General features: G+C 62.3%; 29 protein-coding genes. 11 read left to right on the forward strand and 18 right to left on the reverse strand.

Annotated elements, in window-relative coordinates:
- Positions 1-295: 295 nt before the first annotated feature.
- Positions 296-469, reverse strand: a complete 174-nt coding sequence (locus EHF33_RS21610; RefSeq protein WP_241191442.1) for a hypothetical protein — start codon at positions 467-469, stop codon at positions 296-298.
- 558 nt (positions 470-1,027) lie between these two features.
- On the opposite strand from EHF33_RS21610, the gene EHF33_RS18185 reads away from it, so the two are divergent.
- Positions 1,028-2,968, forward strand: a complete 1,941-nt coding sequence (locus EHF33_RS18185; RefSeq protein ID WP_124874886.1) for an HD domain-containing phosphohydrolase — start codon at positions 1,028-1,030, stop codon at positions 2,966-2,968.
- Between the two features lie 256 nt (positions 2,969-3,224).
- On the opposite strand, the gene EHF33_RS18190 is transcribed toward EHF33_RS18185, so the two are convergent.
- Genes EHF33_RS18190 through EHF33_RS18200 form a run of 3 tightly spaced genes read right to left on the reverse strand, consistent with a single transcriptional unit; the run spans position 3,225 to position 4,527 of the window.
- Positions 3,225-3,593: a GGDEF domain-containing protein gene (locus EHF33_RS18190; RefSeq protein ID WP_124874888.1), complete on the reverse strand. Its 369-nt coding sequence runs from the start codon at positions 3,591-3,593 to the stop codon at positions 3,225-3,227.
- Positions 3,568-3,975: a tetratricopeptide repeat protein gene (locus EHF33_RS18195; protein WP_124874890.1), complete on the reverse strand. Its 408-nt coding sequence runs from the start codon at positions 3,973-3,975 to the stop codon at positions 3,568-3,570. The genes EHF33_RS18190 and EHF33_RS18195 overlap by 26 nt, the downstream gene beginning before the upstream one ends.
- A 60-nt stretch (positions 3,976-4,035) precedes the next feature.
- Positions 4,036-4,527: a tetratricopeptide repeat protein gene (locus tag EHF33_RS18200; protein WP_124874892.1), complete on the reverse strand. Its 492-nt coding sequence runs from the start codon at positions 4,525-4,527 to the stop codon at positions 4,036-4,038.
- Positions 4,528-4,743: 216 nt separating this feature from the next.
- On the opposite strand from EHF33_RS18200, the gene EHF33_RS18205 reads away from it, so the two are divergent.
- The 6 genes from EHF33_RS18205 to EHF33_RS18230 all read left to right on the forward strand — a co-directional run bounded on the left by EHF33_RS18205 (position 4,744) and on the right by EHF33_RS18230 (position 10,425).
- Positions 4,744-5,673, forward strand: a complete 930-nt coding sequence (locus EHF33_RS18205; protein ID WP_124875417.1) for an ABC transporter substrate-binding protein — start codon at positions 4,744-4,746, stop codon at positions 5,671-5,673.
- Positions 5,670-6,614 carry a sucrase ferredoxin gene (locus EHF33_RS18210; protein WP_124874894.1) on the forward strand — a complete coding sequence of 315 codons (945 nt, stop codon included), beginning with the start codon at positions 5,670-5,672 and terminating at the stop codon, positions 6,612-6,614. The genes EHF33_RS18205 and EHF33_RS18210 overlap by 4 nt, the downstream gene beginning before the upstream one ends.
- Before the next feature lie 62 nt (positions 6,615-6,676).
- Positions 6,677-7,645, forward strand: coding sequence for a FecCD family ABC transporter permease (locus tag EHF33_RS18215; protein WP_124875419.1), 969 nt, complete (start codon positions 6,677-6,679; stop codon positions 7,643-7,645).
- Between the two features lie 37 nt (positions 7,646-7,682).
- The gene (locus EHF33_RS18220) at positions 7,683-8,609 is read left to right on the forward strand and encodes an ABC transporter substrate-binding protein (protein WP_124874896.1); all 927 of its coding nucleotides are present in this window, start codon (positions 7,683-7,685) and stop codon (positions 8,607-8,609) included.
- Complete coding sequence (locus EHF33_RS18225; RefSeq protein ID WP_124874898.1) at positions 8,606-9,622, forward strand: FecCD family ABC transporter permease; 1,017 nt, start codon at positions 8,606-8,608, stop codon at positions 9,620-9,622. The genes EHF33_RS18220 and EHF33_RS18225 overlap by 4 nt, the downstream gene beginning before the upstream one ends.
- Positions 9,619-10,425 carry an ABC transporter ATP-binding protein gene (locus tag EHF33_RS18230; protein WP_124874900.1) on the forward strand — a complete coding sequence of 269 codons (807 nt, stop codon included), beginning with the start codon at positions 9,619-9,621 and terminating at the stop codon, positions 10,423-10,425. Before EHF33_RS18225 ends, EHF33_RS18230 begins: the two co-directional genes overlap by 4 nt.
- Before the next feature lie 189 nt (positions 10,426-10,614).
- On the opposite strand, the gene EHF33_RS18235 is transcribed toward EHF33_RS18230, so the two are convergent.
- Entirely contained in the window at positions 10,615-11,097 is a 483-nt protein-coding gene (locus EHF33_RS18235) for a hypothetical protein (protein WP_241191443.1), read from the reverse strand.
- A 91-nt stretch (positions 11,098-11,188) separates the two neighbouring features.
- Here EHF33_RS18235 and EHF33_RS18240 point away from each other — a divergent pair, with 91 nt between their 5' ends.
- On the forward strand, positions 11,189-11,659 hold the full coding sequence (locus EHF33_RS18240; protein WP_124874904.1) for a helix-turn-helix domain-containing protein: 471 nt from the start codon (positions 11,189-11,191) through the stop codon (positions 11,657-11,659).
- A gap of 220 nt (positions 11,660-11,879) precedes the next feature.
- Here the strand turns inward: EHF33_RS18240 and EHF33_RS18245 are convergent, their stop codons facing one another.
- Both EHF33_RS18245 and EHF33_RS18250 read right to left on the reverse strand, forming a co-directional pair.
- Positions 11,880-12,725, reverse strand: a complete 846-nt coding sequence (locus EHF33_RS18245; RefSeq protein WP_124867809.1) for an IS3 family transposase — start codon at positions 12,723-12,725, stop codon at positions 11,880-11,882.
- A complete protein-coding gene (locus tag EHF33_RS18250; protein ID WP_124867807.1) occupies positions 12,722-13,021 on the reverse strand; it encodes a transposase in 300 nt (99 codons plus the stop codon). The genes EHF33_RS18245 and EHF33_RS18250 overlap by 4 nt, the downstream gene beginning before the upstream one ends.
- A 33-nt stretch (positions 13,022-13,054) precedes the next feature.
- Between EHF33_RS18250 and EHF33_RS22030 the strand changes: the two genes are divergently transcribed.
- Positions 13,055-13,546, forward strand: coding sequence for a transposase (locus EHF33_RS22030; RefSeq protein ID WP_124875421.1), 492 nt, complete (start codon positions 13,055-13,057; stop codon positions 13,544-13,546).
- Between the two features lie 90 nt (positions 13,547-13,636).
- On the opposite strand, the gene EHF33_RS18260 is transcribed toward EHF33_RS22030, so the two are convergent.
- The 11 genes from EHF33_RS18260 to EHF33_RS18310 form a co-directional block, all read right to left on the reverse strand.
- The gene (locus tag EHF33_RS18260) at positions 13,637-15,811 is read right to left on the reverse strand and encodes a glycoside hydrolase family 3 protein (protein ID WP_164473607.1); all 2,175 of its coding nucleotides are present in this window, start codon (positions 15,809-15,811) and stop codon (positions 13,637-13,639) included.
- 143 nt (positions 15,812-15,954) lie between these two features.
- Complete coding sequence (locus EHF33_RS18265) at positions 15,955-17,349, reverse strand: GH1 family beta-glucosidase (protein WP_124874908.1); 1,395 nt, start codon at positions 17,347-17,349, stop codon at positions 15,955-15,957.
- 66 nt (positions 17,350-17,415) lie between these two features.
- Positions 17,416-18,291 carry a carbohydrate ABC transporter permease gene (locus EHF33_RS18270; protein ID WP_124874910.1) on the reverse strand — a complete coding sequence of 292 codons (876 nt, stop codon included), beginning with the start codon at positions 18,289-18,291 and terminating at the stop codon, positions 17,416-17,418.
- A complete protein-coding gene (locus tag EHF33_RS18275; RefSeq protein WP_241191444.1) occupies positions 18,288-19,280 on the reverse strand; it encodes a carbohydrate ABC transporter permease in 993 nt (330 codons plus the stop codon). The genes EHF33_RS18270 and EHF33_RS18275 overlap by 4 nt, the downstream gene beginning before the upstream one ends.
- Positions 19,281-19,412: 132 nt before the next feature.
- Entirely contained in the window at positions 19,413-20,663 is a 1,251-nt protein-coding gene (locus EHF33_RS18280; protein ID WP_124874914.1) for an ABC transporter substrate-binding protein, read from the reverse strand.
- Between the two features lie 117 nt (positions 20,664-20,780).
- Positions 20,781-21,818: a LacI family DNA-binding transcriptional regulator gene (locus EHF33_RS18285; RefSeq protein ID WP_241191445.1), complete on the reverse strand. Its 1,038-nt coding sequence runs from the start codon at positions 21,816-21,818 to the stop codon at positions 20,781-20,783.
- Positions 21,819-21,946: 128 nt separating this feature from the next.
- A complete protein-coding gene (locus EHF33_RS18290) occupies positions 21,947-23,311 on the reverse strand; it encodes a sensor histidine kinase (protein WP_124874916.1) in 1,365 nt (454 codons plus the stop codon).
- A complete protein-coding gene (locus tag EHF33_RS18295; protein WP_124874918.1) occupies positions 23,311-23,985 on the reverse strand; it encodes a response regulator transcription factor in 675 nt (224 codons plus the stop codon). The genes EHF33_RS18290 and EHF33_RS18295 overlap by 1 nt, the downstream gene beginning before the upstream one ends.
- Positions 23,982-24,638, reverse strand: coding sequence for a phosphatase PAP2 family protein (locus tag EHF33_RS18300; protein WP_241191446.1), 657 nt, complete (start codon positions 24,636-24,638; stop codon positions 23,982-23,984). The genes EHF33_RS18295 and EHF33_RS18300 overlap by 4 nt, the downstream gene beginning before the upstream one ends.
- 118 nt (positions 24,639-24,756) lie before the next feature.
- On the reverse strand, positions 24,757-25,269 hold the full coding sequence (locus EHF33_RS18305) for a PepSY domain-containing protein (RefSeq protein WP_124874920.1): 513 nt from the start codon (positions 25,267-25,269) through the stop codon (positions 24,757-24,759).
- A gap of 107 nt (positions 25,270-25,376) precedes the next feature.
- Positions 25,377-26,195: a COG4705 family protein gene (locus EHF33_RS18310; protein ID WP_338135050.1), complete on the reverse strand. Its 819-nt coding sequence runs from the start codon at positions 26,193-26,195 to the stop codon at positions 25,377-25,379.
- 75 nt (positions 26,196-26,270) lie between these two features.
- Between EHF33_RS18310 and EHF33_RS18315 the strand changes: the two genes are divergently transcribed.
- Both EHF33_RS18315 and EHF33_RS18320 read left to right on the forward strand, forming a co-directional pair.
- Positions 26,271-26,528, forward strand: coding sequence for a hypothetical protein (locus tag EHF33_RS18315; RefSeq protein ID WP_124874924.1), 258 nt, complete (start codon positions 26,271-26,273; stop codon positions 26,526-26,528).
- On the forward strand, positions 26,512-26,754 hold the full coding sequence (locus tag EHF33_RS18320) for a hypothetical protein (protein WP_124874926.1): 243 nt from the start codon (positions 26,512-26,514) through the stop codon (positions 26,752-26,754). Before EHF33_RS18315 ends, EHF33_RS18320 begins: the two co-directional genes overlap by 17 nt.
- The last annotated feature ends 164 nt before the right edge of the window (positions 26,755-26,918 follow it).

Genomic DNA, 26,918 nt, shown 5'->3' on the forward strand with positions numbered 1-26,918 from the left:
GGCTGGCTACCAGATAACTCCAGCGGCGGGTGCCGGATTATCCAGCATACGCAAAAGTCGAACTAAGCATAGCAGATTACTGTTTCGGGATTCTGCAAATAGCACTCCATCCCTATCGTCGTGAACGGACGCCCTTAAGGACGTCACTCCTTCACTCCTACCTCGCCGTACTTTTCCCGTCTCTTGCGTTTTGGATAAGGCAGCACCTACCAAGCCTGCCTGCTCCGCTCAGTTTATCTAGAGATAAACATTGGCGTGCTTAAGTGAGCCGAACCATTGCGGAGTCAGGCCCAAGCTAGAGCGGGAGAAGCGAAGCGGCGGCACGCGGCACCCGCTGCATCCAGCTTCTCAAGTCGGCCAGCGCTTCGTCACTCAGGTCGCTGGTGGCTGTACCGTCTTTGTGAACGATCCAGCCCCAATAGTTGACGGATTCCGGCAGTCCCTGAAAGCTGTACGGGCCCGGAGCCACCTGTCCCGAGAGCCTCACGGTGACTTGGTTTGGGTAAAACCTCTGTTTGAAGCGTTTCTCAAGCCGTTCTTCCCGGTTGTGATCCACGCCGGAAACGCCGAAAAACATGAAAAAGCCGTTGAAGTCAGGCCAATTTCTTGGGGCCTTTTGACGTTTCACTGATACGTCGAGTAGCTTGATTGGTTCCATACTTGTTCCTTTTCAGTGGGCACACCCACAGTCCTTTCCCACGGCGTCCAACTGTATTTTAAGTGTGGCGTCGGCGTAGCCCAATCACGCGTGCAGCATGAAGGGGATTCAGCAGGTTGCCGCGAGTGTATTGCCGAAGGCGGACGCTGTCTAGGCCCAATGTCCGTGCGGTGTTCTGCAACAGCCCTTGACCACTCGACTGAGTTTCGCTAAGGCAAGGAGCAAACTGTGAACGGGGCTTGAGCAGCACGTCTGGTCGAGTACGGATTGTAGCATAGGACACTTTGACGGAAATCAACTGTCTGTCTCATGGCTTCCCCCACATACTGATACCCTGATGGTTAGATCTGTCTCGCAGGTTCAACTTCAATGACACGCGGGGAGCGTGCCGCGAACCAGCCACAGTCGCCCGCCGCTTTCCGGTTTCGGTGGTGGCCGACCATCGTCTTCTGGGCCTCCATGCATTTGCTGCTGGGTTTCTGGCTTTTTGGGAGATCTGAGAAGCCCGTCTGGTCGCCCGTTTCGAGCAGTCTATTCCTGCTCCTGGCCGCCGTCCTTATTTTCTTTATCTCTTGGATGCTGGGAGCGTTCCGGCTTCCACGCCAGATCGTGCTGCCCATTATCGTTTTGACCAGCGGTATCGTCCTGACTTCCATTCAGGAAGGGTTCTTTCCGCAGACGGCGACTTCCAATCCTGTGTGGCGCACGGCTCTACAGGTTGTGCTTGTCGCTGGGTTCGTATGGATTATGGTCTTCAACGTCCAAGCGATGCTGCTCCGCTTTAAAAGCCAGCACCGTCTAGCAAATCAGGACAACCTGACAGGTCTGTTCAACCGCACAGGGATGCAGCGGGCTTTGCACCACCTCACGCCGCAGCAAAAGGCGGTGCTGATCATGATGGATTTGAACGACCTCAAATCCATCAACGACCTCAGCGGCCACGACGCGGGTGATCAGCATATTCAGGCGGTTGCACAGGCCATCACGGAAGCGCTCCCAAAAGACGCCGCCGCCAGCCGCTGGGGAGGCGATGAATTTTTGGTCATTTTGCTGGATTCCAGCGTGGCGCAGGCCGATCACTTCGCCCAGACAGTCATCAAGCATTCACCCAAAGTCCGCCTGACTTTGCCCGCCCTGGCGTTTGGGGCCGCGCTGGTTCACTCGTATGATGATCTTCAGCGGGCCATTGCCGTCGCGGATCAGCGGATGTACGAGAACAAGGAAAACGTCAAACATACACATCTGGACACCACCCTTCAGCACGTGCCAAGTGCGGAAGAGTTTATGCGGCTGATCGAGGGTCTCAACTCCACCCAAGAGCTGCTGCGGCGCGGCCTAGAGAACTTGCGGCTGATTCTCGGCTTTGACGCCAGCTCATATTACGAACTGCTCGGCACCTCGCTTCAGTCCGTTTACATTTCGAGTACGCACGAGCAGCAAGAAGCGCCGCTGCATAGCCTCAAGCGCGACGTTTCCAGCGGCCTGCTGGGTCAGGCGATGGTCACCAACAGCACCATCGGCACGGCCGACTACCCCTCGGAGGCCAGGGCGATGCCGGAATGGGTCGCGATGGGGCTCCGCAGCCTGCTGGCCACACCAGTGCGCGACGCCGGGTCGGTTGTGGGCGTGCTGGTGCTGATGAGTTACCACAACTGGCGGCCCATCACGCCGCACGCTCGCCGCCTGCTCGAAGCGGTGGCGCTCAGACTCGGCTACATCTTGGAACACGAGCGCGTCCTCAAACAAGTCGAGCTCACCGTCGAAGGCGGGCTGATGGCTCTGGGAGCTGCGCTGGAAGCGCGTGACGTGGAATCGTTCGGTCACACCCAGCGGGTGGTGGCTTACGCCGAACACTTGGGCGCGGCCCTCGGGTTGCCCCGGGCGGCCCTGATCGAACTCAAGCAGGGCGCGTACTTGCACGATATCGGCAAACTGATGGTGCCGGACGCGCTGCTACGTAAACCGGCCCGCTTGACGCCCGAAGAATTCAAAACGATGCAGCAGCATGCTGAGCAGGGCTTCGCGCTGGCCTCCAGAATTCCTAATCTGTCGCAGGGGGCTCTGGACATCATTTTGTATCACCACGAGAATTGGGACGGTGGAGGCTATCCTTCCGGCCGGGTGGGCTCGCAGATTCCGCTGCTGGCCCGCATCTTCACCGTCTGCGACGTTTACGAAGCCCTGATCAGCGTACGGCCCTACAAACCGGCCTGGCCCGTGGACGTGGCCCTGAGCGAGATTGAAGCGCAGGCGGGCAAGAAGTTTGATCCGCAGGTCGTCGCTGCCTTTCTCAAGCTGATGCGTTCGTAGAGCATTTGTCCGTTCCATTGTTGTGGAAAAGCACCCCACCAATTCCACTGTCTTGGGCAGAACGGCACCCGTATGGGGCCTGCCCACTGTCTTGGGCAAAGCGGCACCTCTCGGGCCTGCCCGCTCCCATCTGCTCTAGCACGTATTTCGCTCCCCCTGCTGCGCAGCTTGATAAGTCCGCTCGGTCATAAAAGTCTTGAAACTTTTACGACAAATGCTCTAGATACCGGCACTGAAGTTCGTAAGCACCCGAAACTCATCCCGACGCTTCGGCCAGCCGAATGGCCACGCGGTTGCGGCCTGCATTTTTGGCGGCGTAAAGCGCGGTGTCTGCGGCCCGCATCACGTCCTGCACCGACGTGGTGGAGTCCAGCCGGGCGACGGCAGCGCCCAAGCTGATGGTCAGCCTCAGTTCAGGGCGCACGGCAGACCAGTCGTGGTTCTGGATGGTTCGGCGCAAGTCTTCGCCAATGTCCAACGTTGCGGGGCGGCTGGTATCGGTCATGACCAGCACGAATTCCTCACCGCCGTAACGGGCCAGCAGGTCTCCACGTCGCAACTGGCTCCGCAGCAGCCCAGCCACCTGGCGCAGCACCTCATCACCGACCAGAGCGGTGCAGGGCACTCAGGGCGTCTTCTGGCTGAGCCGAGGTTCCCAGCAGTTCAGCCAAGTGCAGCAGCGTTTCGGTCTGCCCACGCCTGTCTCCGGTCTTTTGCTGAAGTTCCAAGCTGCGTTCAAACAGCTGCCGCGCTTCGTCCTCGGCTCCCTGCCGCTGCCCCACCCGCCCCAGAGCCACGGCGATACCGGCGGTGGCAACCTGATTTCCGGTGCGCTCGAAAAAGATTCGGGCTTTCAGATACATGGCTCTGGCCTGCGCGAACTGCCCTAAGCCGAAGTGAGCGTCGCCCGCGTTCTGGCAGGCCATGGCGTCTAATTCGGGGTCGTCGTCCACCTGCACTTTCAGGCACGCCGCAGCGGCTTCCAGAGCGTCGCCGTAGCGCTCCATTTCGTTATAGGCCGCGCTGAGATTGCTCAGCGCAATGCGTTCGATAAGCGGCAGCCCCTCTTACCGGCTGAGGCCCAACGCCAGCAAATGGTGCTCCATCGCGTTGGGGTGATCTCCCATGGTGCTGTAAGCCGCCGCGATGTTACTCAACGCCGTGATCTCGCCCTGGGTGTCGCCCAGCGCCGCACTCAGGTGCCTGACCTGAATGAAGGTCGCCAGCGCCTCGACGGGGCGGCCCTGCTCATTTTGAGCGACGCCCAGCCACTTCAAGCTGTCGCGCCGTAACTCCTGATTGCCCAGTTCGCTGTAAAGATGCAGCGCCCGGCACAGCTCCGGTTCTGCCGCCCGGAATTCGCCTTGCTTGGCCAGTCCGAAGCCCAAGCAAAACGAGGCGCGGGCCAGCTCGGCGTCCGCCAGCGGCTGTGCCAGCACCAGACGGGACAGGCGCACGGACTCGTGTGGGTCGCTGGCGCGGCAGGCCCAAGCCGCACCCAACATCGCCCGGATCTGATCTGGGGAAAGGGGAGAGAGATCAAGGCTGGGAATCGGCATGAAATAGGATCCTTCGGGTTCAGACAGCGACGAACCTGCATCGGCGGGCTTTTTAATGAGGATAAGTTTGGGGTACCGAACGGATCTCAGAATACATTCTATCTGCTCCCTCTTAACGCGACCTCTCAGCCACTGGAAATACCGGCTGGTGAAAAACCTTAACTTGACTAAATCACTCGGATTAGTTAGGTTAAGCCCGTGAAACGACTTGCCTTGATGCTCGCCCTGACCCTGCTCCCCGCTGCGGCTGCCCAGACCCTGACTCTCAAGCACGACGAGGGCACCACCTCCGTCAAGCAAAATCCGCAGCGCATTGTCGTCATGGACGAAGAAGCCCTCGGCTGGATGTTCGCGCTGGGTCTGGGCGAGCGCGTGGTGGGGCTGGCGAGCAGTTACCTTTCGCCCAGCGATATCAGCGGCGGCAAGCTCAAACCCAGTGTGCTGAAGAGCGGCTTTTACGGGCGCGGCAAGCTGAGCAATCCCAGCTTCGTCGGCAGTTGGACGGCCCCCAACTTGGAAACGATTCTGGCGCTGAAGCCCGACCTGATCGTGAGATTGACCTGGGACGGCAACCAGAATTACGACAAGCTCAGCAAAATTGCTCCCACCGTCGGCTATGAAGAGGGCGGCGCGGGCTTCTGGCAAAAGGGGCTGCGCGACCTCGCCCGCGTATTCGGCAAGCAGGTGCAGGCCGAGCAGATCATCAAGCAGGCGGCGGACGTGAACCGCGCTGACGCCCGCAAACTGCTCTCGGCAGGCGTGTTCAAGCAGTACGACAAGGTGGTGGTGCTGGCACCGTTTAGCGGCGGCAACACCTGGGCCTACAGCCGGGTGCGCCTCATCGATGACTTGAGGGCGCTGGGCTTCAAGGACGGCCTCAAGCTGGGCACGGCCACGCTGGGCATCGGAGCGCAGGTCAGTGACGAGGCGCTGTTGGGTATCGACAAAAAGACTTTGGTGGTGCTGTTTCCCCCCGGCGGCCAGTACAACGGCGCAGACGCTTTCCTCAAAACCCCGGTGGGCCAGCGCCTCAAAGACCAGAGCGTGCTGTACATCCCCGAAGCGTTCAGCCCCTACTCCGGCCCGCTGACTTCCATTCGCAACAGCCAAGAGGTCACGCGGCTGATTCTGGACAAATTGAAATGACCGTGACCGAGCGCCCCCGCCTGGCCCTCTGCGCCGACGCCTCGCTGGCTGCTGGGGAAGACCCGATTGGCACTGCGCCCCACTGGCAGGAAGTCACGGTGCTCGAACTGGACGTGCCGGTGTGGGCCAAGCTGCGTGACGTGGCCAGTTGGACGACTGAGCAGAGTGGCGTCTTCGAGCGGCTGCGCGGCAAGGTGGAGGCGTCAGGCGCGGGCTTTGGCCTGCTGATGAGCGCCCCAACCAAGGCAGGGCGGCCGCTGCGGGTGCGGCACTATGTCCGGCAGAACGCAGGCTTCGTGCGCCGCGATTACGCCAGTGACCTGCCCCAGACCGAGTGGGCGCGGGGACTCACTGACACGCTGCTGGAACCGGAGAACCTGAAGGCATGGCAGGGTGTGGAAACTCCAAGCGCTGGCCCAGACTTTCACGTCTGCACCCACGGCACGGTGGACGCGGCGTGTGGGCGCTACGGCGTGCCCGTTCATGCGGCGCTGCAAGCTGCTGGGCTGCGGGCCTGGCGCACCGGACATTTCGGCGGCCACCGCTTCGCGGCGACGGCGGTAGATTTGCCCAGCGGCTACCTGTGGGCGCATCTGACTCCCGAACTGGCCGTGCGGGTGGCCCGCCGCGAAGTCCACCCCGCCGAAGTTGCCGGGCATCTGCGCGGCTTTGCCGGTCTGCCCCGGCTGGGCCAGCTGATCGACCGTGAACTGCTGATCCGTCATGGCTGGGACTGGCTGCGGGCGCAGCGTTGGGCTGAGGTGGATGGGGAGACGGTCACGCTGCATTTTGAATTGGACGGTGCGGTGGGCATTGCCCGCGCCGAGGTGCTCCCCGCTGCCCCGCTGAAGCTGCCCGGCTCCAGCCACAACGCCGATCTGAGCGAGATCCGGCAGTGTCAACTCGGTGAGGTCAGCGTAGAGTTGCAGGCCAGTCCTTGACCACTGACCCCCTGAATACTGCCGCCGTCCAGACCCCACGTCCGCGCCTTTCCGGGCGTGTACTGGTGTTTGCTCTCGCGGCGCTGCTCCTGCTGCTGGCCCTGCTGGCATCTCTGGCGCTGGGGGCCAGCCAGATTTCTCTGGCTCAGGTGGCCCACCTGCTGCTTGCACCCGACGACACCACTGACAGCTTGGTGGTTCATGCGCTGCGGCTGCCGCGCACGCTGGTGGCGGGATTGGCGGGGGCGGGTCTGGCTGTATCAGGGCTGCTGCTTCAGGGCGTGACCCGCAACCCGCTGGCCGATCCGGGCATCCTGGGCGTGGAGGCGGGCGGAGCGCTGGCCATTCTGGTGATGGTGGTCTTCTTTCCCACTGCGCCCGCCGCGCTGTTCGTGCCCGCCGCTTTCGTGGGCGGGGCGGCGGCAGCAGCGGCAGCTTACGGCGCAGCCAGAAGCGCGGGCCTGACCCCATTAAGACTGGCACTGGCCGGTGTGGCGGTGGCTTACCTGCTGAACGCGGCCACCCGCGCGGTGCAGATTCTGTTTGAAACCCGCGCTCAGGGCGCACTGTTCGCGCTGTCCGGCTCGGTGGCAGGGCGCACCTGGGAGCAACTCTGGCAGGTCGCGCCGTGGTTAGGGCTGGGGCTGCTTCTGGCGCTGCTGTTCTCAAGCCGCGTCAACATCCTGGCACTCGGCGAGGACGTGGCCAGCAGCCTGGGCACCCGCACCGCCCGCGACAGCGCCCTGATCACCGGACTGGGCGTGCTTCTGGCCGCCGGTTCGGTCAGCGTGGTGGGGCCGATTGGCTTCGTGGGCCTGATCGTGCCACACGCCGCCCGCGCCCTGATGGGAGCCGATCACCGCCTGAGTTTACCTCTGGCTGCCCTGCTGGGTGCAGCTCTTCTCATTCTGGCCGACATCGCCGCCCGCTTGATTGACCGCCCCGCCGAGACCCCGGTGGGCATTCTGGTGGCCGCTGCCGGAGCGCCGTTTTTCGTGCTGCTGGCGCGGCGCATCGGGCGCAGCAGATAGTGCCGTTCCATATGGCGTTTTTCCTTCGAGGTTCTCCATGAAATCAAAACTGCTCTCTCTTTCCGCCCTCATTTTCCTTTCCACTACCCTGGCCCTGAGCGTCAAGCACGAACGTGGCAGCGTGGAACTCGCCACTCCGGCCAAGCGGGTGGTGGCGCTGGAATACTCGTTCGCGGATACGCTGCTGGCGCTGGGCGTGACTCCGGTGGGGGCCGCGCTGGGGAGTCAGGGCGGCGACAGAGGTGCGCCGCCGTACCTGCGCAGCCTGACCGCAAAAATCCCCGCGACGGGCAGCCGCGCCCAGCCCAGTCTGGAAACCATCGCCGCGCTGCGCCCGCAACTGATCCTCGCGGACGCCTTCGTGCAGGGCGAGATCTACCCGCAACTGGCCAAGCTGGCTCCCACCGCCGCCTTTCAGAGTCGGCGCGGCAGCTTGGATGACCTGAACGCGCAGACACTGGCGATCGGGCAACTGGTGGGCCGTGAGGCCGCCGCCAAGCAGGTGCTGGCCGATCAGCGGAGCCTAATCCTCAAAGCCAAGGCGTTCACCAAGAAGAATGCCCCCGCCTTCGTGGCCGCTGTGGTGACGCCCAAATCGTTCACGGTACACACCAACCAAAGTTTCGTCGGTAGCTTTCTGGAGGCGCTGGGCCGTAAGAATGCCCTGAGTCCCAAAGGAGATCAGACCCAGTACGAGGTTTCCTTAGAAGGGCTGGTGGCCCTCAATCCGCAGACGCTGGTGCTGTTTGCTGCGCCGGACGAAGCGCCCATAACGCAGGAGTGGAAGAAAAGCCCGCTGTGGCAAAAGTTGAGCGCCGTGCAGCGTGGACGGGTGTATGTGTTTGACCGTGACAACTGGACACGCGGACGAGGCCCCGTTGCCCTAAAGCTGATGGTGGCGCAGGCCATCGAAAGCCGCCTGCTGCAAGACGCCGCGCCGAGTGCCGCCTTCCAAGGCCAATGACCCGTTCGCTTGCTCCCCGCTATACCGGTGCCCGTGCCCTGACTGTCGCTGGAGTGCTCACCGCCCTGACCGTGCTGCTGGCAGTGCTGGCTCTGGGGCTGGGCGCGGTGGCGACTCCGGCGGCTCAGGTCTGGGCGACGCTGTGGGGCGGCGGCGACGACCTGACCCGCCAACTGGTACTGGACTTGCGCCTGCCGCGTGTGGGCGTTTCGCTGCTGTGCGGCGCGATGTTCGCTGCGTCGGGGGCCATGATGCAGGGCGTGATTCGCAACCCGCTGGCCTCGCCCGACATCATCGGGGTGGGAGCCGGGGCGGGGCTGGCGGCGACGGTATTTTTGCTGGCCTGGCCTGCCGCGCCGCCGGGCGGATTGCCCTGGGCCGCGCTCGCCGGAGCGTGGGGCGGCTTTGGGCTGGTGCTGCTGCTCTCACGGGAGTGGAGCGGAGCAGGCGGCCTGCATCCGGTGCGGCTGGCGCTGGTGGGCGTGGCGGTGGCGGCGGCGCTGGGCGCAGTTCAGCAACTGGTGTTGGTGCGTGCCCCCGACGGGTTGGGTTCGGCGCTGACTTTTCTGACCGGCACGGTCTACGGCGCGGATTCGGCGCGGCTGCTGCGGGTGCTGCCCTGGGCGCTGGTGCTGCTGCCCGCCGCGCTGCTGCTGTCGCGCACGCTGGATGTGCTGAACTTGGGTGAAGATCTGGCGGCGGCACTGGGCACGCGGGTGAGTCTGGCCCGCCTGATCTCGCTGGGCGTGGGTGTGGCGCTGGCCGGGGCCGCCGTGACTGGGGCTGGGATTCTGGGCTTCGTAGGGCTGCTGGCTCCGCATTTGGCCCGCTTGCTGGTGGGCGCAAAGCACGGGCGCATGTTGCCAGTCTGTATGCTGCTGGGAGCGCTCTTGGTGCTGGCTGCCGATACGCTGGGCCGCGCCCTGCTGCCGCCTTTAGAGGTTCCGGCAGGCATTTTCACAACGCTGGTGGGCGCACCGTATTTTCTGTATTTACTCAGAAGGAGTGCATGAACCGTCCAGAAGACCTCGCCTCCCCACTCTCCACCCACGACCTGAAGCTGGCCTACGGCACTTCAGTGATCGTGCCGAACCTGAACCTGAGGATCAAGGGCGGGCAGGTCACCAGCATCATCGGCCCGAACGGCTGCGGCAAAAGCACGTTGCTGCGGGCGCTGGCGCGGCTGAGGCCCGTCAGTGGCGGGAATGTAGAGCTGTATGGTCAGGCGCTGCACACCCTGCCCAGCAAGGAGGTGGCGCGGCGGCTGGCGATTTTGCCGCAGGGGCCAACCGCGCCGGAGGGCCTATCGGTGGAGGAACTGGTCTGGTTTGGTCGTCATCCGCATCAGGGCCGCTTTCCGGTGCGCCGCCCCGAAGACCGTGAAGCGGTGGCGTGGGCGCTGGCCAAGACCGGCATGACCATTTTCGGCAGTCGCCCGCTCGAAGCCCTCTCCGGCGGGCAGCGGCAACGCGCCTGGATCGCCATGAGCTTGGCCCAGCAAACCGAGATTTTGCTGCTGGACGAACCCACCACCTACCTTGATCTGTCGCACCAACTCGAAGTCTTGCAACTGGCCCAGCGCCTCAACCGTGAGCAGGGCAAGACGGTGGTGATGGTGCTGCACGAGCTGAATCAGGCGGTGCGCTACAGCGACGAGATCATTGCCATGCGGGAAGGTGAGGTCTACGCTCAGGGCCGCCCGGAGGATGTGCTGACGCCGGAATTGCTGGCCGAGGTCTTCGGTCTCAAGGCGCACATCCTGAGCGACCCGGACACCGGCAGGCCCTACATCATTCCGTATGCCCTGACCCGCTGAGAACAGTCTTTGGCAGAGCGCCGATGGGGTTAGGCGCTGGCTCCGTATCTCCAGACCACTGCTGAGTGGCTGCGTTAGAGCTACACGTCGCTGGTGGCCGCACAGTGGGCAAACGTTGAGAGTGGAGATTTTTGATGCTGCTCAAGGTGCGGGCAGAAACTGTATTCGGGGAGTGGTGTCAGTTTGGGGTCACGTCCCCACTCGGCACGCCTCAACCAACCGGCTCGCCATCCTCGGATCGGCGGCGTAATGCAGATGCAGATAGCTCGCCAGCACATTGCCCCTGGCGTAGCCTTCCGGCTGGCCGCCGATCAGGTAAGCCGGCTGGGTGGCCTCCCCGATCAGGGCGCTGTAATGAAACTCGTGCGCCCGTACCCGCTCTCCCCGCGCGGCCAGCGGCGAGTTGTAAAGCGCCTCGGCGTCGCGGTAGCCCAGCGTCAGGCGGCCACCCATGCGGGTGCGGTAAGGGATGACCTCGCACATGGGGAATGTCTGCTCCGCTGCCTCCAGCGACTCACCCAAATACATCAGACCGCCGCACTCGGCCACCACCGGGCGGCCTGAAGCAGCGAAAACCTTCACCGAGGCCTGCATCTGGGTATTGCGGCTGAGCGCTTCCGCGTACGCTTCGGGGTAGCCGCCGCCGATCAGCAATCCGCCCGCTGGCGGCACCTGCGCGTCATGGAGTGGACTGAAGGAAATCAGCTCGGCCCCGGCTTCTTCTAGTGCATGACCACAGGCATGCCTTCAGGTAAACTGAGGGATGGGACGACGGAAACAGTGGGTTGTGCAGCTGAGCGACGATGAGCGGCAGCAACTGACGGACATGATTCGGAAAGGCGTGCACAGTGCGCGGGTCGTGGCCCGCGCACGCCTCCTGCTCCTGAGCGACAGAGGCCTGCTGGATCGGGACGTGGCCGAGCGCCAAGGCGTGAGTTCTGCCACCGTCGCGTCGATCCGCAAGAAGTACACCGAGGGCGGCCTCCAGGCTGCCCTCCACGAGAAAGCACGGCCCAAACAGCCGCCCAAACTGAACGCGCAGCGGACGGCGATCTTGATCGCCGAAGTGTGCTCGAGTCCCGACGGCCGGGAGAAATGGACGATGCAACTGCTGGCCGATCGTCTGGTGACCCTGGGTGTGGTGGACAGCATCAGTGACGAGACCGTACGGAGAACACTGAAAAAAACGCACTCAAACCGTGGCAGGTTCAAAGTTGGTGTGTCGCCCAGGTAGGTGCGGACTTCGTGTGGCGCATGGAAACCGTGCTGGACACCTATGCCCAGCCCTACGATGCCTCACGGCCTGTCATCTGCTTCGATGAAAAGTCGTATCAGCTGTTGGATCATGTCCGAGAGCCACTGCCACCCGTGCCGGGATCCCCAGCACGGGTGGATCATGAATACAAGCGGTATTGGAGTGAACCCAAAGCGCAGGACCAGCAGGCAAGTCACTTCTAGGCTGGATGATAGCGGGCGGCGAACTCGGCAGGTGGGACGTAGCCGAGACTGGAATGCAGGCGTTCTTGGTTGTAAAGCTTACCGATGAAGTGGTTCACATGGCGCTGTGCATCGTCCAGATCAGCATAATCTTGAAGATCAACCTCCTCTGTTTTGAGAGTTTTGTAGAAACTTTCCATGCGAGCGTTGTCGTAGGGATTGCCTCTTCTGGACATACTTGGCGTGATACCCATCGCCCGCAGGCGGGCGATATAGAGCCGGCTGGCATATTGGACACCTTGATCAGAGTGATGAAGGAGTCCAGGTGCTGGATTGCGAGCAGCAAGCGCGTTATTCAGCGCGGCCAGTGATAGGTCGGCGTCGATAAACTTTGACATTGACCAGCCCACGATCTCACGCGTGAAACTGTCCAGCACGCATGCCAAGTAGACGAAACCCTGCTTCACCCTCACATACGTCAGATCAGCTTGCCAGACCTGATCTGGTTGGGTTGGAATCACTTGTGGGAGCAGATTGGGGAAGCGTTTCTCGCTGTGAGTGGAATCGGTGGTGCGCTGGTAACGCCGCTTGGGTCGACACAATAAGCGATGTTCCCGCATGACCCGCAGAACGCGTTTGTGATTGATGGACTGCCCGCTGCGTGCCAGTTCGCGAGTGACCCGCCGATACCCATAGCCGTTCCACTTCAGCACCACTGCTTCAATGTCAGTAGCGAGTCGTTGATCTTGGTCGATGACTGCGCGGTTTCGTTGACGGAGGTACCACGACCGACTGACCGCATGCAGCTCACACAGGCGACGCACCGACACCGTGGGATGCGCGTGTCGCGCATCCGAGATCATTTGGTGCCTTTGTTCAAGCGGTACGTCGCCAGCGATTTTTTCAAGATGGTGTTTTCTAAGGCAAGTTGGCCGCAATACCGCTCCAGCTCAGCAATCCGCAGCTCGGCGCTGCGATCTGTGGCCACGCCGTCGGTGAAGGCGGCTTCTCCGCGCGCCTCGACCTCTTTGCGCCAACGGTGGATCAGGCTGGGCACTAAACCATGTTCCCGGCTGAGTTGAGCGGTCGTTCGCTGGCTTGAATTGATTTGGTTGACGACCTGAAGCTTGAATTCACGGCTGTGATTGCGTCCTGGCATGAATGCTCCTTCGCGCTGTGATCAGCCTAACGGCTGGTCGGGGCAAAGTGGCTTGGCCGTTGGTCCTCTCTAGGGGGTTCATTCCAGTATGGCACCGTCAATTTCTTTGTCGCTCTGGAACCACACACCGGTCAACGCACAGTCACGGTGACCGACCGACGGAGCAATGCGGACTTTGCTGAGCAGCTCCAGGCACTGGAGCTGCGCTATGCGGTTGCCGAGAAGATCGTTCTGGTGCTGGATCAGCTGTCCACGCACAGTCCAGCAGCGCTATATCAACATCTTCCGGCAGAGGAAGCTCGGCGGCTGAGCCGACGCTTCGAGTGGATCTACACACCAAAACATGCGTCCTGGCTCAACATGCGGGCAGGCCCCATATGGGTGCCGTTCTGCCCAAGACGGCGGAATTGGAGTGGTCAGCCTTGCAACGCCAGTGTCTGGGTCAGCGCTTGGCGAGTAAAGAGGCCGTCGAGCGTGAAATCCACGCCTGGGAAACAGACCGCAACGCGCGGTCTGTGCGCGTGAACTGGCAGTTCTCGACACCCACAGCTCGGGAGAAACTCAAGCGCCACTATCCGACTCGCAAATAACTATAGACATGCCTGTGGTCATATACTAGAAGGTGATGGCGGCCTGTTTGCCGTCCACCTCAAAGCGGTATTCGCCCGGTACCACGCTTCCCGTGACCGGCCCGAAAACGTCTCCGGTAAAGGCTTCCAGCCGCTCGGCAGGCACCGTCAGGCTGAGCGTGCGCGACTCGCCCGGCTTGAGTTCGGCCCGAACCACGCCCACCGGACGCTTGACCGCTTCCAGGTTTCCGGTAGGCGGCAAGCTGGCGCGGACAATGAAGGTGCCGGTGCCTGTTTTCTCGCCGACGTTTTTGAGCGTCACGCTGATACTCACGCCTCCGGGCACAGCGCTGGCCGTCATAGCCGAGGTGGCGAAGCGGGTGTAATCCAGCCCAAAGCCCAGCGGATACAGCGGCAGGAGCGTTTCACCCGCGCCTTCCGGGGGGCGGTCGGCGCTCAGCCCCGCTTCGCCGAGACTGCCGGGCCAGGTGAACGGCAAGCGGCCAGCGAATCCGGCGCGGCCATACAGCGCGTCGGCCAGCGCTGCACCGCCTTCACTGCCGGGCAGATAAGCCATCACCAAAGCCGCGAGGCGGTTGCGTAGGTCTTCGGGCAGCAGGATCGGGCGGCCTGCCATCAGCACCAGCACCACCGGCTTACCCGTGTCCAGCACATCGCGCAGCAGTTGAATCTGGCTGTCCGGCAGCGCCAAATTGGGATTGTTGGCCTGACTCTCAGCGGCAGGGGCCTCCCCCAGCGCCAGCACGATCTTGTCGGCGTTGGCGGCGGCTTTGAGCAGGGCCGCACGCTTGCCATCTGGCAGGGCGCTGACGCTGACACCCGCCGGGGCCGAGGTTTTGAGGGCCGACGCCAGCGTGCTGACTTTCGGCACATAGGTCACGTTGCCCTTGCCCACGCCCTGCCAGTTGACGCTCCAGCCGCCGAGCTGAATGGCCGCGCTATCCATCGCCGGGCCAGTCACCAGCACCCGGCCTCTGGTCAGCGGCAAGGCGGAGCTGTCGTTCTCCAGCAGGGTCAGGGTCGCCGCCGCCGCCCGCTTGGCCAGCGCCCGGTGGTCGGCCAGCACGCCGCTGCCAGCGGGCCGGGCGTCCATCAAATTCAGCTCGGCCTTGAAGGTCAGCATCCTGAGTGCCGCTTCGTCCAGCCGCGCCTGCGTGATGAGCTGGCCCTGCACCGCTTCCTTCAGCGCGGCCGCGTACTTTTCCACGTCGTAAGGCACCATGTAAAGGTCGATTCCGGCGTTGACGCTGTCGGCGGCAGCTCTCACCAGATCCGCGTGGGTCTTGTAGACCGTGACCAGCCGGTCGATGTCGTTCCAGTCGCTGACCACCAGCCCCCCGAACCCCAGCTCACCGCGCAGCACATCGGTCAGCAGGGTGTGCGAGGCGTGAACCGGCAGTCCGTTGACGCTGCCGCTGTTGGCCATCACCGCCATCGCCCCGGCCCGAATTCCAGCTTTGAATGGGGGCAGGTACAGCTCGTGGAGGGCACGCAAACTGATCTCGGCGTCGGCCCTGTCGCGGCCCAGACTCGGTGAGCCGTAACCCACGAAATGCTTGAGGGTGGCCGCCACCCCGCCCGCCTGCAAGCCCAGCACGTCGGCGCTGATCTGATCGGCCACCAGCCAAGGCGACTCGCCAAAGGTCTCGTAAAAGCGTCCCCAGCGTGGATCGCGGCCCAAATCGGCCACCGGACTGAAATCCCAGTCCATGTTCATGGCCCGCATGTCCTGAGCGGTGGCGAGGGCAATTTCTCTGGTCAGCGCCGGATCAAACGCCGCGCCCAGCCCCAGATTGTGCGGGTAGAGGGTCGCGCCCGCGACGTTGCCCACCCCGTGAACCGAGTCGGTGCCGAAAACGGCGGGCACGCCACCGGGCAAATGCTGGCGTCCCAGTTCTTCCAAGCCGCGCAGGGTGTCGGCCCAGCCGAGGGGCGTGTTGGGCTGTGGGGTGTCGCCGCCGCCATTAAGGATCGCGCCGGGCAGCAACCGAGAAAAGCTGTCGCCCGCGTTGGCAGCCACAGGCCCGCTGCGACCTCCCTCCAGAAAGCGGAAGAAGTGGGCCATGCTGACCTGCCCGATCTTCTCGTCGAGGGTCATTTTGGACAGCACGGCGCGGGCGCGGGTTTCGGCCTCGGTTCGGCTCAGCGTGGGGACGGCCTGAGCGCTGGCCACAGGAGTCAAAAGAAGGGCAACGGTCAATAGACGCTTCATTCAGTTTCCAGTCCTTAGAGCATTTGTCCGAATAGATGCCTGAGCAAAAAGCACGCTCAGGCATCCATCCTCCCAAATGCTCTCTTTATTCCACTCCCGCTGGTGCTCTAGGGCTGTGTTTGGCGGGTCGGTTAAGTGGCCTTACTCTGCTGGGTGCGGGCCAGAAAATCCTGGTACCACTTTCCCGACGCTTTAAGGGTTCGCGCCTGCGTCCCAAAGTCCACATGGACGATGCCGAAGCGCTTGTCATAGCCTTCAGCCCACTCGAAGTTGTCCATCAGCGACCAAGCGAAGTAGCCGGCCATTTTCGCGCCGCCGGTGATGGCCGCTCCCAATGCAGCGAGGTGCTGCTGGAAGTAGCGGGTACGGGCCGTGTCATGCACGGTGCCGTCCGGTGAGACGTGGTCTGGATAGGTCGCGCCGTTTTCGGTGATGTAAATGGCGGCGGGGTTGTAGTCGCGCTGCAACCTGAGCATCAAATCGGTCAAGCTCTGCGGAGCCACTTCCCAGTCGAAGCCGGTGTATTCGCTGCCCTCTACCTTGACCTGCTTGACGCCGAGGAAGTCGCCATTGTCCGGGGCGTCTTCCACCACGCTGCGCGAGTACATGTTGACGCCCAAAAAGTCAGACGGGCTGCTGATCATTTCCAAGTCGCCGGGCAGCACCAAACCCTGTGCCTGCGGGCTGGCCGCGCCCAGAAGGTCGACGGTGTCCTGCGGATAGCCGCGCCCGAACACTGGGCCGAGATACCAGCGGTTGGCAAAGCCGTCTTGCCGGTGGGCCGCTGCCTCATCGGCGGGTGAGCTGCTGGCCGGATACGCCGCCCCCAGGTTGAGGGTGATGCCCACCTGAGCGTCCGGCACGCTCGCCCGCACCGCTTGAACGCCCAGGCCGTGTGCCAGCAGCAAGTGGTGTGAAGCGGCAAAACTCTCGGCCAGATCGGTGTGGCCCGGCGCGTGAATGCCGACGCCGTAGCCCAAAAAGGCCGCCACCCAGGGTTCGTTGATGGTGATCCAGTGCTTGACCCTGTCGCCGAGTTCGGCGGCCACCACCGCCGCGTAGTCACCGAAGGCCAGCGCCGTGTCGCGCTCAGGCCAGCCGCCTTTGTCCTGCAAAACCTGCGGCAAGTCCCAGTGGTAGAGCGTCAGCCAGGGTGTGATGTCCCGCGCCAGCAAGCCGTCCACCAAGCGCGAATAAAAGTCCAGTCCGGCCTGGTTCGTCGCCCCGCGGCCACCGGGGATGATGCGCGGCCAAGCCACGCTGAAGCGGTAGGCGTTGACATTCAGCGAAGCAATTAAATCGAGGTCGCTGTCTAAGCGGTGATAGTGGTCACAGGCCACGTCGCCGTTTTCGCCGTTCATGACTTTGCCTGGCGTAGCGCAAAAAGTGTCCCAGATGCTGGGCGACCTGCCGCCTTCGTGGGCTGCGCCCTCAATTTGATACGAGGATGTGGCGACCCCGAAGACAAAGTCGGGCGGGAAGTTCTGGCGGGTGAGGCGGGTGGTGTCAGGTAAAGTCAGGGTCATAATTCTCCAAAAGTGAAGATAGAGACGAGGAGGGAAGGGGAGACTAAGGACAACAACGTTTTGTCCTTAGCCTTTCAGCGCTCCGCTGGTCAGGCCGTCGATGAGGCGGCGTGAGGCGAAGGCGAAGATGACCAGCAGCGGCACCACCGTCAGGGCCACGCCGCACATCAAAGCTCCCCAGTCGGTGTTGGCGATGCCTTGCAGGGTGCGCAGGGCCAGCGGCGCGGTATAAGTTTCAGCGCTGCGGAAAATAATCAGCGGCCCCAAAAAGCCGTTCCACGACTGCACGAAGGTCACCAGACCGAGCGTCGCCATCGCTGGGCCGGTCAGCGGCACAATGACTTTGCGGAAGGTCGTGAATTCGGTGGCTCCGTCGATGCGGGCGGCCTCGACCAGTTCACGTGGAATGGCGCTGCCGATGTACTGGCGCATCAAAAAGATGCCGAAGGCGTTGGCCATGCCGGGAATCCACAGCGCTCTGGGGGTGTCGATCCAGCCCAGTGCCTGCATGATCAGGGCGTACGGCACGATGTTGAGGGTCGACGGAATCAGCAGGGTCGCCAGCAGCAGCCCGAAGAGCCAGCCCTTGCCCTTGAATTCGTACATGGCAAAGGCGTAGCCGCCCAGCGTGCAGAAAAACAAGGTGGTTGCGGTGGTCAGCACTGCCAGGTACAAGCTGTTCCAGAGGTTGCGCCAGAACGGCATACGTGACAGCAGGCTTTCGTAGTTGTTGGTCAGGTCGTGGCCGAACCAGACGGGCGGCGGCAGCGAGAAGATCTCCTGGCGCGGGTGGGTGGCGAAAACAAACATGAAGTAGAAGGGAGCCAGCGTCAGCAGGCCGCCGAAAACGAGCAGCAGGATGGAAGCGGCGCGGCTGAGTGGGCGCTTGCCGCTGATGCTGCGGGGCGTCGTGCGCGGCGCGGCCAGAGGTGTGGAAGTCATTTTGCCGCCTTGCTGTCGCTCATGCCGCTGCGGCCGAAGATGCGGTTGTTGACCAGGGTCAGCAGGCCGATCACGATAAAGAGCAGCCAAGCCATTGCGGCGGCCAGTCCAGCGTCGCTGTAAGCGTTGTAGGTTCTAAACATATACATGATGGTGGTCAGTCCTGCCTGCCCGACGCCGCCGCCGCCGTTGGTGAGAATGTACGGTTCTTCGAACAGCTGGAAGCCGCCGATCAGGCTCAGGGTCACGGCCAGGAAGATGGTGGGGCGCAGCAGCGGCAGGGTGATGAACCGGAATTGCTCGGTGCGGGTCGCGCCGTCCACTGCCGCCGCCTCGTAGAGGTCGCCGGGAATGGCCTGCAGGCCCGATAAGTACAGCAGCATGTTCCAGCCCACGTAGCGCCAGACGATCACCATGGCAATCGACGGCTGCACAAAAGCGCGTTCGCCCAGCCAGTTGATCTTGTCGGCTGGAAATAGCGCACCCAGCACGGGAATGTTGTGCAGGCTGCCCAGGGCGGCGTTGAGCACCCCATACTGCCAGCTGAACAGCGTGAAGAAGATCACCGAGATGGCGACCACCGAGGTGATGTACGGCAAAAAGTAGATGGCCGTGATGAACGACTGCGCCCGCTTGAGGCCCATGTTGATGGCAAAGGCCAGCGGAATGGCGATCAGATGCTGCGGCAGACCGCTCTCGACGGCCAGGATCGCGGTGTTTTTCAGCGACAGCCAGAAGGTGGGGTCGGTCAGGTTGTCGGTGAAGTTTCTCAGGCCCACGAATTTCATGTCGCCCAGGCCGCTGCCGGGTTGCCATTCGTGCACCGAGAGGTAGGCATTGAAGATAATCGGAAACAGCCCAAAAACGAAAAACAGCAGGAAAAATGGGCTGATGAAGATGTAGGGGGCGTACTTGCGCTGGAAGTTGTCCCAGCCGCCGACCTTGGGAATGGGCGGCGTGGGGGTCAGATTGGCGGGGGGAGCAGTCACAGCGGAAGCCTCCTTCAAGACGGTGAACCGGGTCGGCGTGGCCGGTGCGAAAACCGGCGCAGCAAAAGCTGAGCGCGGGCACATGCCAGACACGCTCAGCCGGTTGAACTCAGGGGATGGAGTGCGCCCGGATTAGCGGGTGCGGCGCTCCACCAGACGCTGCGCGTCGGCCAGGGCGGTGGGGATGTCCTTGCTGCCGTCGAGCACACTGCCCAGCGCGTCGCCGACGATCTGGTCGGCAATGGGGTCGAGCTTGTTGACGTCGAGCGGCTGAATCTTGGTCGCCGCCGTGCGCCACAGCAAGCGGGCTTTCTGGTTGCCCAGGTAGGCCACGCCCTGGTTGAACACCGAGTCGGTCTGGCCGGCCTTGAGTGCCGGGAAGGCTCCGGTGGTCTTGAACGCCAACACCTGCTGGGCCGGGTTGGTGGTCAGGTACTGCAGCAGCTTCCAAGCGGCGTCCTTGTTGGCGCTCTGGGTGGGGATGCCGTAGAACGAGCCGCCCCAGCTGGCAAAGGTGTTGCCGGGAAGGTTCTGGGCGTTCCACTTGCCGCTGAAGTCCTTGGCCAGCCAGTTCTGCATGTGCCCGACCAGCCACGCACCCGAGAACTCGGTGGCGAGGTTGCCTTTCTGGAAGGCGGTGGTCCACTCCGGTGAGAAGGCTGCGCCGGCCTTGGCGTCGAGCTTGGCGTCGCGGATCTGCTTGGCCACCGTGAAGGCCTTGACGAAGCGGGCGTTGTCGGGGCTGACCAGCACCTTGTTATTCTTGTCGAAGTACAGGCCTTCGCCGGCCTTGAGGCCCGTGCGCAAAATGATCTGGGCCGCTTCAGAGGCGTCGGGAATCAGGAAGGTGCCGGGGTTGGCGGCCACCACTTTCTTGCCGTTGGTGATGTACGATTCCCAGCTGGCGTTGAGCTGCGCAGGCTTAACGCCAGCCTTGGCCAGCAGATCGGTGCGGAAGAACATCGAGCCGGGGCCGATGTCGGTGGGAATGGCGACGATGCGCCCGTCCTGGGTGGTGCTCTGCGGGAAGGTGAAGCTGACGAACTTGGAGGCGAGCGCTCCAGCGTTGTAGGGGGCCTTGCTGAGGTCGGTCATGCCGTTGCCTTCAGCAAATTTGGCGACGTAGCCGAAGTCGATGGCTTCGAGGTCGTTGGCTCCCTTGCCGGTCGAGAGCGCGGTGGTCAGCGCGTTGTGGTGATCGGCGTAGGCCAGCGAGTTGATCTTGACGTCGATGTCGGGGTAGAGCTTGTTGAAGCCCGGCAGGGCGGCCTTGACCACGCTGTCGAGGTCGGGGAACACGCCGACGGTGACGGTGGTTTTCTGGGCGGCGGCGAGGGTGGTCGAAAGCAGAGCAGTCAGAACGAGTAAGCGTTTGATCTTCATGGTAAAACCTCCGAGAACAGGAATTCTAAAAAAGGAAAGGAAGGCGGTGGGTGCGCTGCGGACAGTGCTGCCCAGAAACGAATGCTGCCCAAGAGTCAACCCAGAAGCGGCCGACTGTCACGCGCCTCCTGGGGGCGAAGCGGCCCGGACTGGGCCAGTGGACTCGCGCACGACGAGCTGCGGAAGGTGAATGGGCAAAGACGGGGTTTTTGAAGCCAGCAGTTGCAGCACGGCCTCGGCCGCCTGCTCTCCAAGTTCACTGACCGATTGACGCACGGTGGTCAGCGGCGGGGTGGTGTATTTGGCGGCGAACAGATCATCAAAGCCGGTCAGCGAGAGGTCTTCAGGCACCCGCACGCCCCGGCGGTACAGCGTCAGCCGCGCTCCAAAAGCCATCTGATCGTTGGCGCAGCACAAAGCCGTAAACGGGTGGCCTGCTTCGAGAAGGGTCGCGGCGGCCTGTTCGCCGCTGACCTCGGTGTAATCGCCGCGCCGCATCAGCTCAGGAAAAACCGTCAGCCCGGCGTCCCGCATTGCGGTCTCAAAGCCTTCCCGGCGCTCGAAAGCGTCGTGCTGCCCTTCTGGCCCGCCGATATAAGCGATGCGGCGGTGGCCGAGTGCCGCCAGGTGCTCTACGACTTGCCGCATCCCGGCTTGGTTGTCGGTCATCAGGCAGCGCTCAGCGAGGCTGTCCAGACTGCGGCCCACCACCACCAGCGGCAGCCGCTCGGCGGCCCGGTTTAGCGCCGCGTCTTCAATGACGCCGCCCAGCACGATCAGGGCGTCTACTCGGCGGCGCAACAACAAATTGAGAGCTTCGCGCTCTTGTTCGGCGTCCCAGTGACCGCTGACCGCAAGCAGGTGGTAGGCCGTACCCACAAAGCCGCGTTCGATGCCTGCCAGCGTTTCGCCGTAAAAGGGACTGGAGAGGTTTTGGGTCAGTACACCCACCGAGAAGCTGCGTCCACCTGCAAGGGCTTGGGCCTGCGCGTTGGGCGCAAACTCAAGCTTGTGAATAGCCGCTTCAACCCGCGCCCGTTTGTCGGAAGCGACTTTGGCGCTGCCGTTGAGGATGCGCGAGACGGTGCTGGGCGAAACGCCCGCTTCTCTCGCGACCTCGACCAGCGTCACCGTTTCTGTTGTTGAGGCCGTCACGACATGATCTCCTTGGCAGCCGCAGTGGCCTGCCGGTAACACGACATCCGAACTTTGTTTGGTGAACGGCTTTAGATTAGGCGTTCTTGAAAGCGCTGTCAAGCTTTCAGCCGCCTTGCCCAAAAGTCTTATCTCGGCGCAAATCCGTGCGGCGTTTTGTTTTGGCTTGGGGTCTGCTGAGCGGCGGTAAACTGCACCTGAACGCTGAAGTTTCCTGAAGACCACTGCGGCTGCACCCGCGCGTTCCAGCGCTGGGTCAGAGCCGAGACCAACGCCAGTCCCAAGCCACTGCCCGGCGTGCTTTGGACTCCGCTGCCACGCTCAAACGGTTGCAGTAAGCGGGGCCAGTCGTCTTGCTTTGGCCCCGCGCCCCCACTCCTGATGATGCAACTTTGCTGCTCTACCCGCACGTCAACCACCTCACCTGTACCGTACTTGAGGGCATTTTCCATCAAATTCATCAGTACCCGTTGCAGGCCGTCCGGTTCGGCTTCTATCCAGCTTTCGGTGAGCGACAAATGGACGCGCTTGCCTGTTCGCTGGGCCGCGTCGCTGAGTTGCTCGGCAGCCGCGATCACGCCAGCGGCCAACTCGACCGGCTCCAGTTGCACGGGGGCGTCGCTGCGGGCCAGCGCCAGCAGGCTTTCTGACAAGGTCATCAGGGCGTCGACCCGTCCCTGCATGCCTGCCAGCGCTTTTTGGTAGGCGGCGGCGTCGCGGGGGCGCTCTAAAGTCAACTCCAAGCGGCCCTTGAGAACGGTCAGTGGGGTGCGGAGTTCGTGGGCGGCGATGCGGGCAAACTGTTTTTCGCGCTCGATGGTGTGCTCCAACTGATCGAGCATGGCGTTGACGGTGTTGGTCAAGCGGGCCATTTCGTCGTGGCCGCTCATCGCTGGAACGCGCTCACGGTAATTGCCGCGCCCGGCAATCGCCGCCGCCGTGCGGGCCACCGCGTCCACTGGCCTGAGCGCCCGGTCGGCCAGAGAGTAACCAGCGGCGCAGGCCACCCCGATCATCAGCACGCTGCCGACCAGCAGAATGCGGGCCAGCGTTTCGAGCAAGTGGCTCAGGGTGTCGCTGGGCCGCGAAATTCGCAGATACAGACCGCTTCCGACGTCTTGGGTAAAGACCCGCTGCTCCGCGAAGCTGACAAACCCGAGCGTAAAGGGCGGTGAAGTGTCTTCGTCGCGTCCCACGCTGGTCAGCAGTCGGCCCGACGCCGAGAGCAGCTCAATACTCAGATCGCTGCTGGCTTTGAGTTGGGGCGCAAAAAAAGAGCGACCTTTTTGAGTTTCCACGCTGGCCTGCGCGACGGCAGCAGTTTCCCGCAGCGTCTGATCGAGCGAAGCGGTCAGCGACGAACGCGCCGTGAAATACACGCCCACCGCGCCGAGCAAGATGGTGAGGGCAAACACCAGCGCGTAGCCCAACGTGAGTTTGAGGCGCAGGCTCCAAGACTGTGGTTTCCAAGAATGCGGGCTCCAGCGGCCCATCAAGTGGTGCCGCGCCCGAGGCGGTAGCCGGTACCGCGAATGGTGTCGATGAGGGTGTCGTGGGTTTTGCGCCGCAGGGTGCTGACATACACGTCAATCACTTTATGCTCCACGCTGCCCTCACCGCGCCACAGCCGCTCAATAATCTCGTCCCTTCCAAAGGCCCGGCCCGGATTCATCACGAACAGTTCCAGCAATGCGAACTCCCGGCGCGTCAAATCGGCCCGAATGCCTGCCGCGTAGACTTCACGCGCTCCCAAGTCCATCATCCAGCCTTTTGGCAACGGCACCGCATTCTGGGTGTTGCCGCTGGCCCGCCGCAGCAGGGCGCGGATTCTGGCCCGCAACTCGGTGAAGGCAAACGGCTTGGTCAGGTAATCGTCGCCACCGGCTTCCAAGCCGGTGACGCGGTCTTCCACGGTGCCGCGTGCGGTGAGATAAAGGATGGGCACTTTAGACCCCGCTGCCCGCAACCGTTCGCCGAGTTGATAACCGGCGTCAATCCCCTCGGGCAGCATCACGTCCAGAATCAGCAGGGCGTAAGGGAACAGCGTCGCCAGCTGTTCACCTTCGGCGGCGCTGGCGGCGAGGTCGCATTCGTAACCTTCTTCGGTCAGGCCGTCGCTGAGCAGCTCGGCAATGTGTGGGTCGTCCTCGACAATCAAGAGCCTCATGAGTTGGGCCGTCCCGATCTGTGATTGGACATGATGCTGTAGACGCCCAGCACCCAGGCCAGCCCCGACAGCCAGCCGCACAGCACGTCGGTGGGGTAGTGAACGCCCAAATAAAGGCGCGACAGCCCGACGCTCAGGGTAAACAGCACACCCAGCACCAAAACCAGCGGGCGGTAAGGGGTACGCCATGACATCAAGATGAGGGCCACCACGAAGGCCATGCTGTACATACTGTGCCCGCTGGGAAAGCTGGCATCGCTTTCCTGAACCAGTCTGGGCCACAGCTCAGGGCGGGCACGGTGAAAGGCCAGCTTCATGATGACGTTGAGTGCTGCCGCGCCGCCGACCGATAAGGCCCAGAAGTAAGCGAGCGAGCGGTATTTCCACCACAAGAACGCCAGAATCACGGCGCTGAGTGGGGCGATTACACTGACGCCGCCTACGGTGGTGAAGATCAGGGCCAGGCGGTCTAGGCTGGGCGTGGCGAAAGAATGAATCCACAGCAGCAGCGGTGTCTCGAAGGCGAAACGGGCTTTTTCTACCAGGTCTTCGGCCACCACACCGACGATCAGCAGCGGAATCAGAATGCCGATCAGCAGCCGTAAGAGCTGGGCAGGACGGGCAGTGCGGGCGCGGGTGAGCAAAGTAGCCATGACAACAGCTTGACAAACAAAGGTATAAAAACGGTATAGCGACGAAGGCAAGGCAGGGAAACAAGAAAAAAGCGCTCCCACTGGGAGCGCCTCTCTTACGGGGGGAATGCGAGGAAGGTTAGTCGCTGGTTTCGGTGCCGCTCTCCATTCCAGTATCCATACCTTCAGCGTCGGCGGCGCTCTGACCCAGCACTTGGCCGTTGCCCGCGTCCACGGTCACTTCCATGTTGCCAATCTTGACCGTGTACACCAAGAAACCGTCTTGGTCTTCGAGCATCACGCTGCGGACTGCGCCGGGTACTTTGGCCTGCGCGGTAGCGCTGGCCTGCGCGGCGCTGATTTTGGCGAGGGCTTGATACTGGCTTTGCTCCTGAGCGTCCGGCACTTCGGCTCCGGCGGCCTCGGCGGGTAGGGCAATGCTGCCTTTGATGGTGGCTTCTTGGGTGTCGGGGCCGTCGTTGGTTTCGGTGTCGGCCATTTCAGGTTTGGTGGGCTGAGCGGCTTGGGCGAGGGTCATCAACTTAACACCCGGCGCTGAGCTGGTTTGGGCGAAGGCGTATCCGGCCAGCGGCGCGGCGAGGGCGGTCAAGACGGTGAGGGACAGCAAAGCGTTCTTGGTTGGCTTGTTCATGGTGTGTTCTCCTTGTAGCGCGAAGATAGGTGTTTTTTCGCGTAGGCCCAAGGTAGAACATATTGGTATAAACGCCGTATAGCACGGTAAAGAGAAAGTATAGAGCGCTAATCCGCTGGCGTCAGCGCTTCACTTGTTGCAGAAGAATGGCTTTTATGCGCTGCGCTGACCAGCATGAAAACCAAGATTAAACCGCTCAGGCCCAAGGTCACGACGCCGGTGCCCAAACCGAGTCCACCTTGACTGTGCGTCACCGCCACCCAATCGGCAAATGAAGCGCCGACAGGCCGTGTGATGACGTAGGCCCACCAAAAGGCCAGCACGGGGCTGAGCTTAAGCCGCACGCGCAACAAGACAGGTAAGGCTATCAACGCCGCAAACAACAGGCCGGAGATGAGCCAGCCCAGCCCCAGCGTGCGGGCCGTAAAATCTCCGGCGGCGGTGCCTAGCGCAAACGTCGCCAGCACGGCAGCCCAGTAAAACAGTTCGCGGCGGCGGGTGGTGACGCTGTGAATAGATAGCGTGCCCTCTAAGCGCTGCCAGAGAGTAAAGATCATTCCAAGCGCCAGCAAAAAACCAACCGTAGAAGCCCAATACGGCACCCCGAAGCCCACATGCACGGCGTCGGCGGCCAGCGTACCGAAGACGCTGACCATGATGACGGCAAACCAGTACAGCAGCGCGGCGTAGCGTTTTGCCTGCAGTTGCAGCGATAGGGCAACCACAAAGACACTGCCGGTCAAGGCGACGGCGGGCAGCGGCCCCAAGCGGTGCGCCAGAAAATCCGAAGCGGTCTCGCCCATGCCAGTGCTCAGCACTTTAATGATCCAAAATGATGCGGTGATGGATGCGACTTTGCTCAGTGGGGAATGGCCCAGCGGGGAGTGGGTTTGTGAATCTGGACTGCTCAAAAAAGGAAATGGCACGGCTGGCAGCTTAAAAGGCGCAGGTAACGCTGAGGTATAGCGGCGGCGTCACCCCGAGTTCTTTAGAATGACGAAATGTCATTTTCTTCTACTGGCCACCGCTTGCTGGTTTCTTTTGCTGTGTTGGGTGTCTTGGCACTTCCCGCTCAGGCCGCCCAAGTCAGTTTGGGACTTCAGGCCAATGCCACGCTGGGTTCAGTCGGCTTTGGCGCTCATACAACAGTTGAGACGCCCCTCAACGCTGCTGGTGATCTGCGGCTGCGCGGCAGTGTGGAAGGTAATCTGAATTTAGGTGGTGTGCCTGATATTTTGCTGGATGGTGTCCCTTATTAAGCGCTACGATGCCTTTTATGTCGGTCTGGGCGCGGGTTCGGGCGTGGCTTTCGATTTTGTAGATCACGGCAGCAGCTTTCCGGGCATCGTGCTTTCACCGATCTTTTTGGCCAATGTTCACGGCATTCTGGGCACCACGCTTAGCAGCGCCACGACGGTGGAAGGCGTGCTGCGGGTCGGCGCAGTGCCGCGTCTGGAAGCGCGAGTGAGCTTTCCACTGCATTAAGGTAAAAGATAGAAAAGGGCGACGTTTACTCTGTGTCCACTCTGTCGCCTTCATTGAAATTTTTATGATCTTGCTTGGCTCAAACTTCTGGAATATATACTTTTCTTCTTATTTCCACTTCTACACACGTATTCAAGTGACTCTTTTCCACTATGGGTCGCATA

It is taken from the genome of Deinococcus psychrotolerans (assembly GCF_003860465.1).
Taxonomy (GTDB): domain Bacteria; phylum Deinococcota; class Deinococci; order Deinococcales; family Deinococcaceae; genus Deinococcus; species Deinococcus psychrotolerans.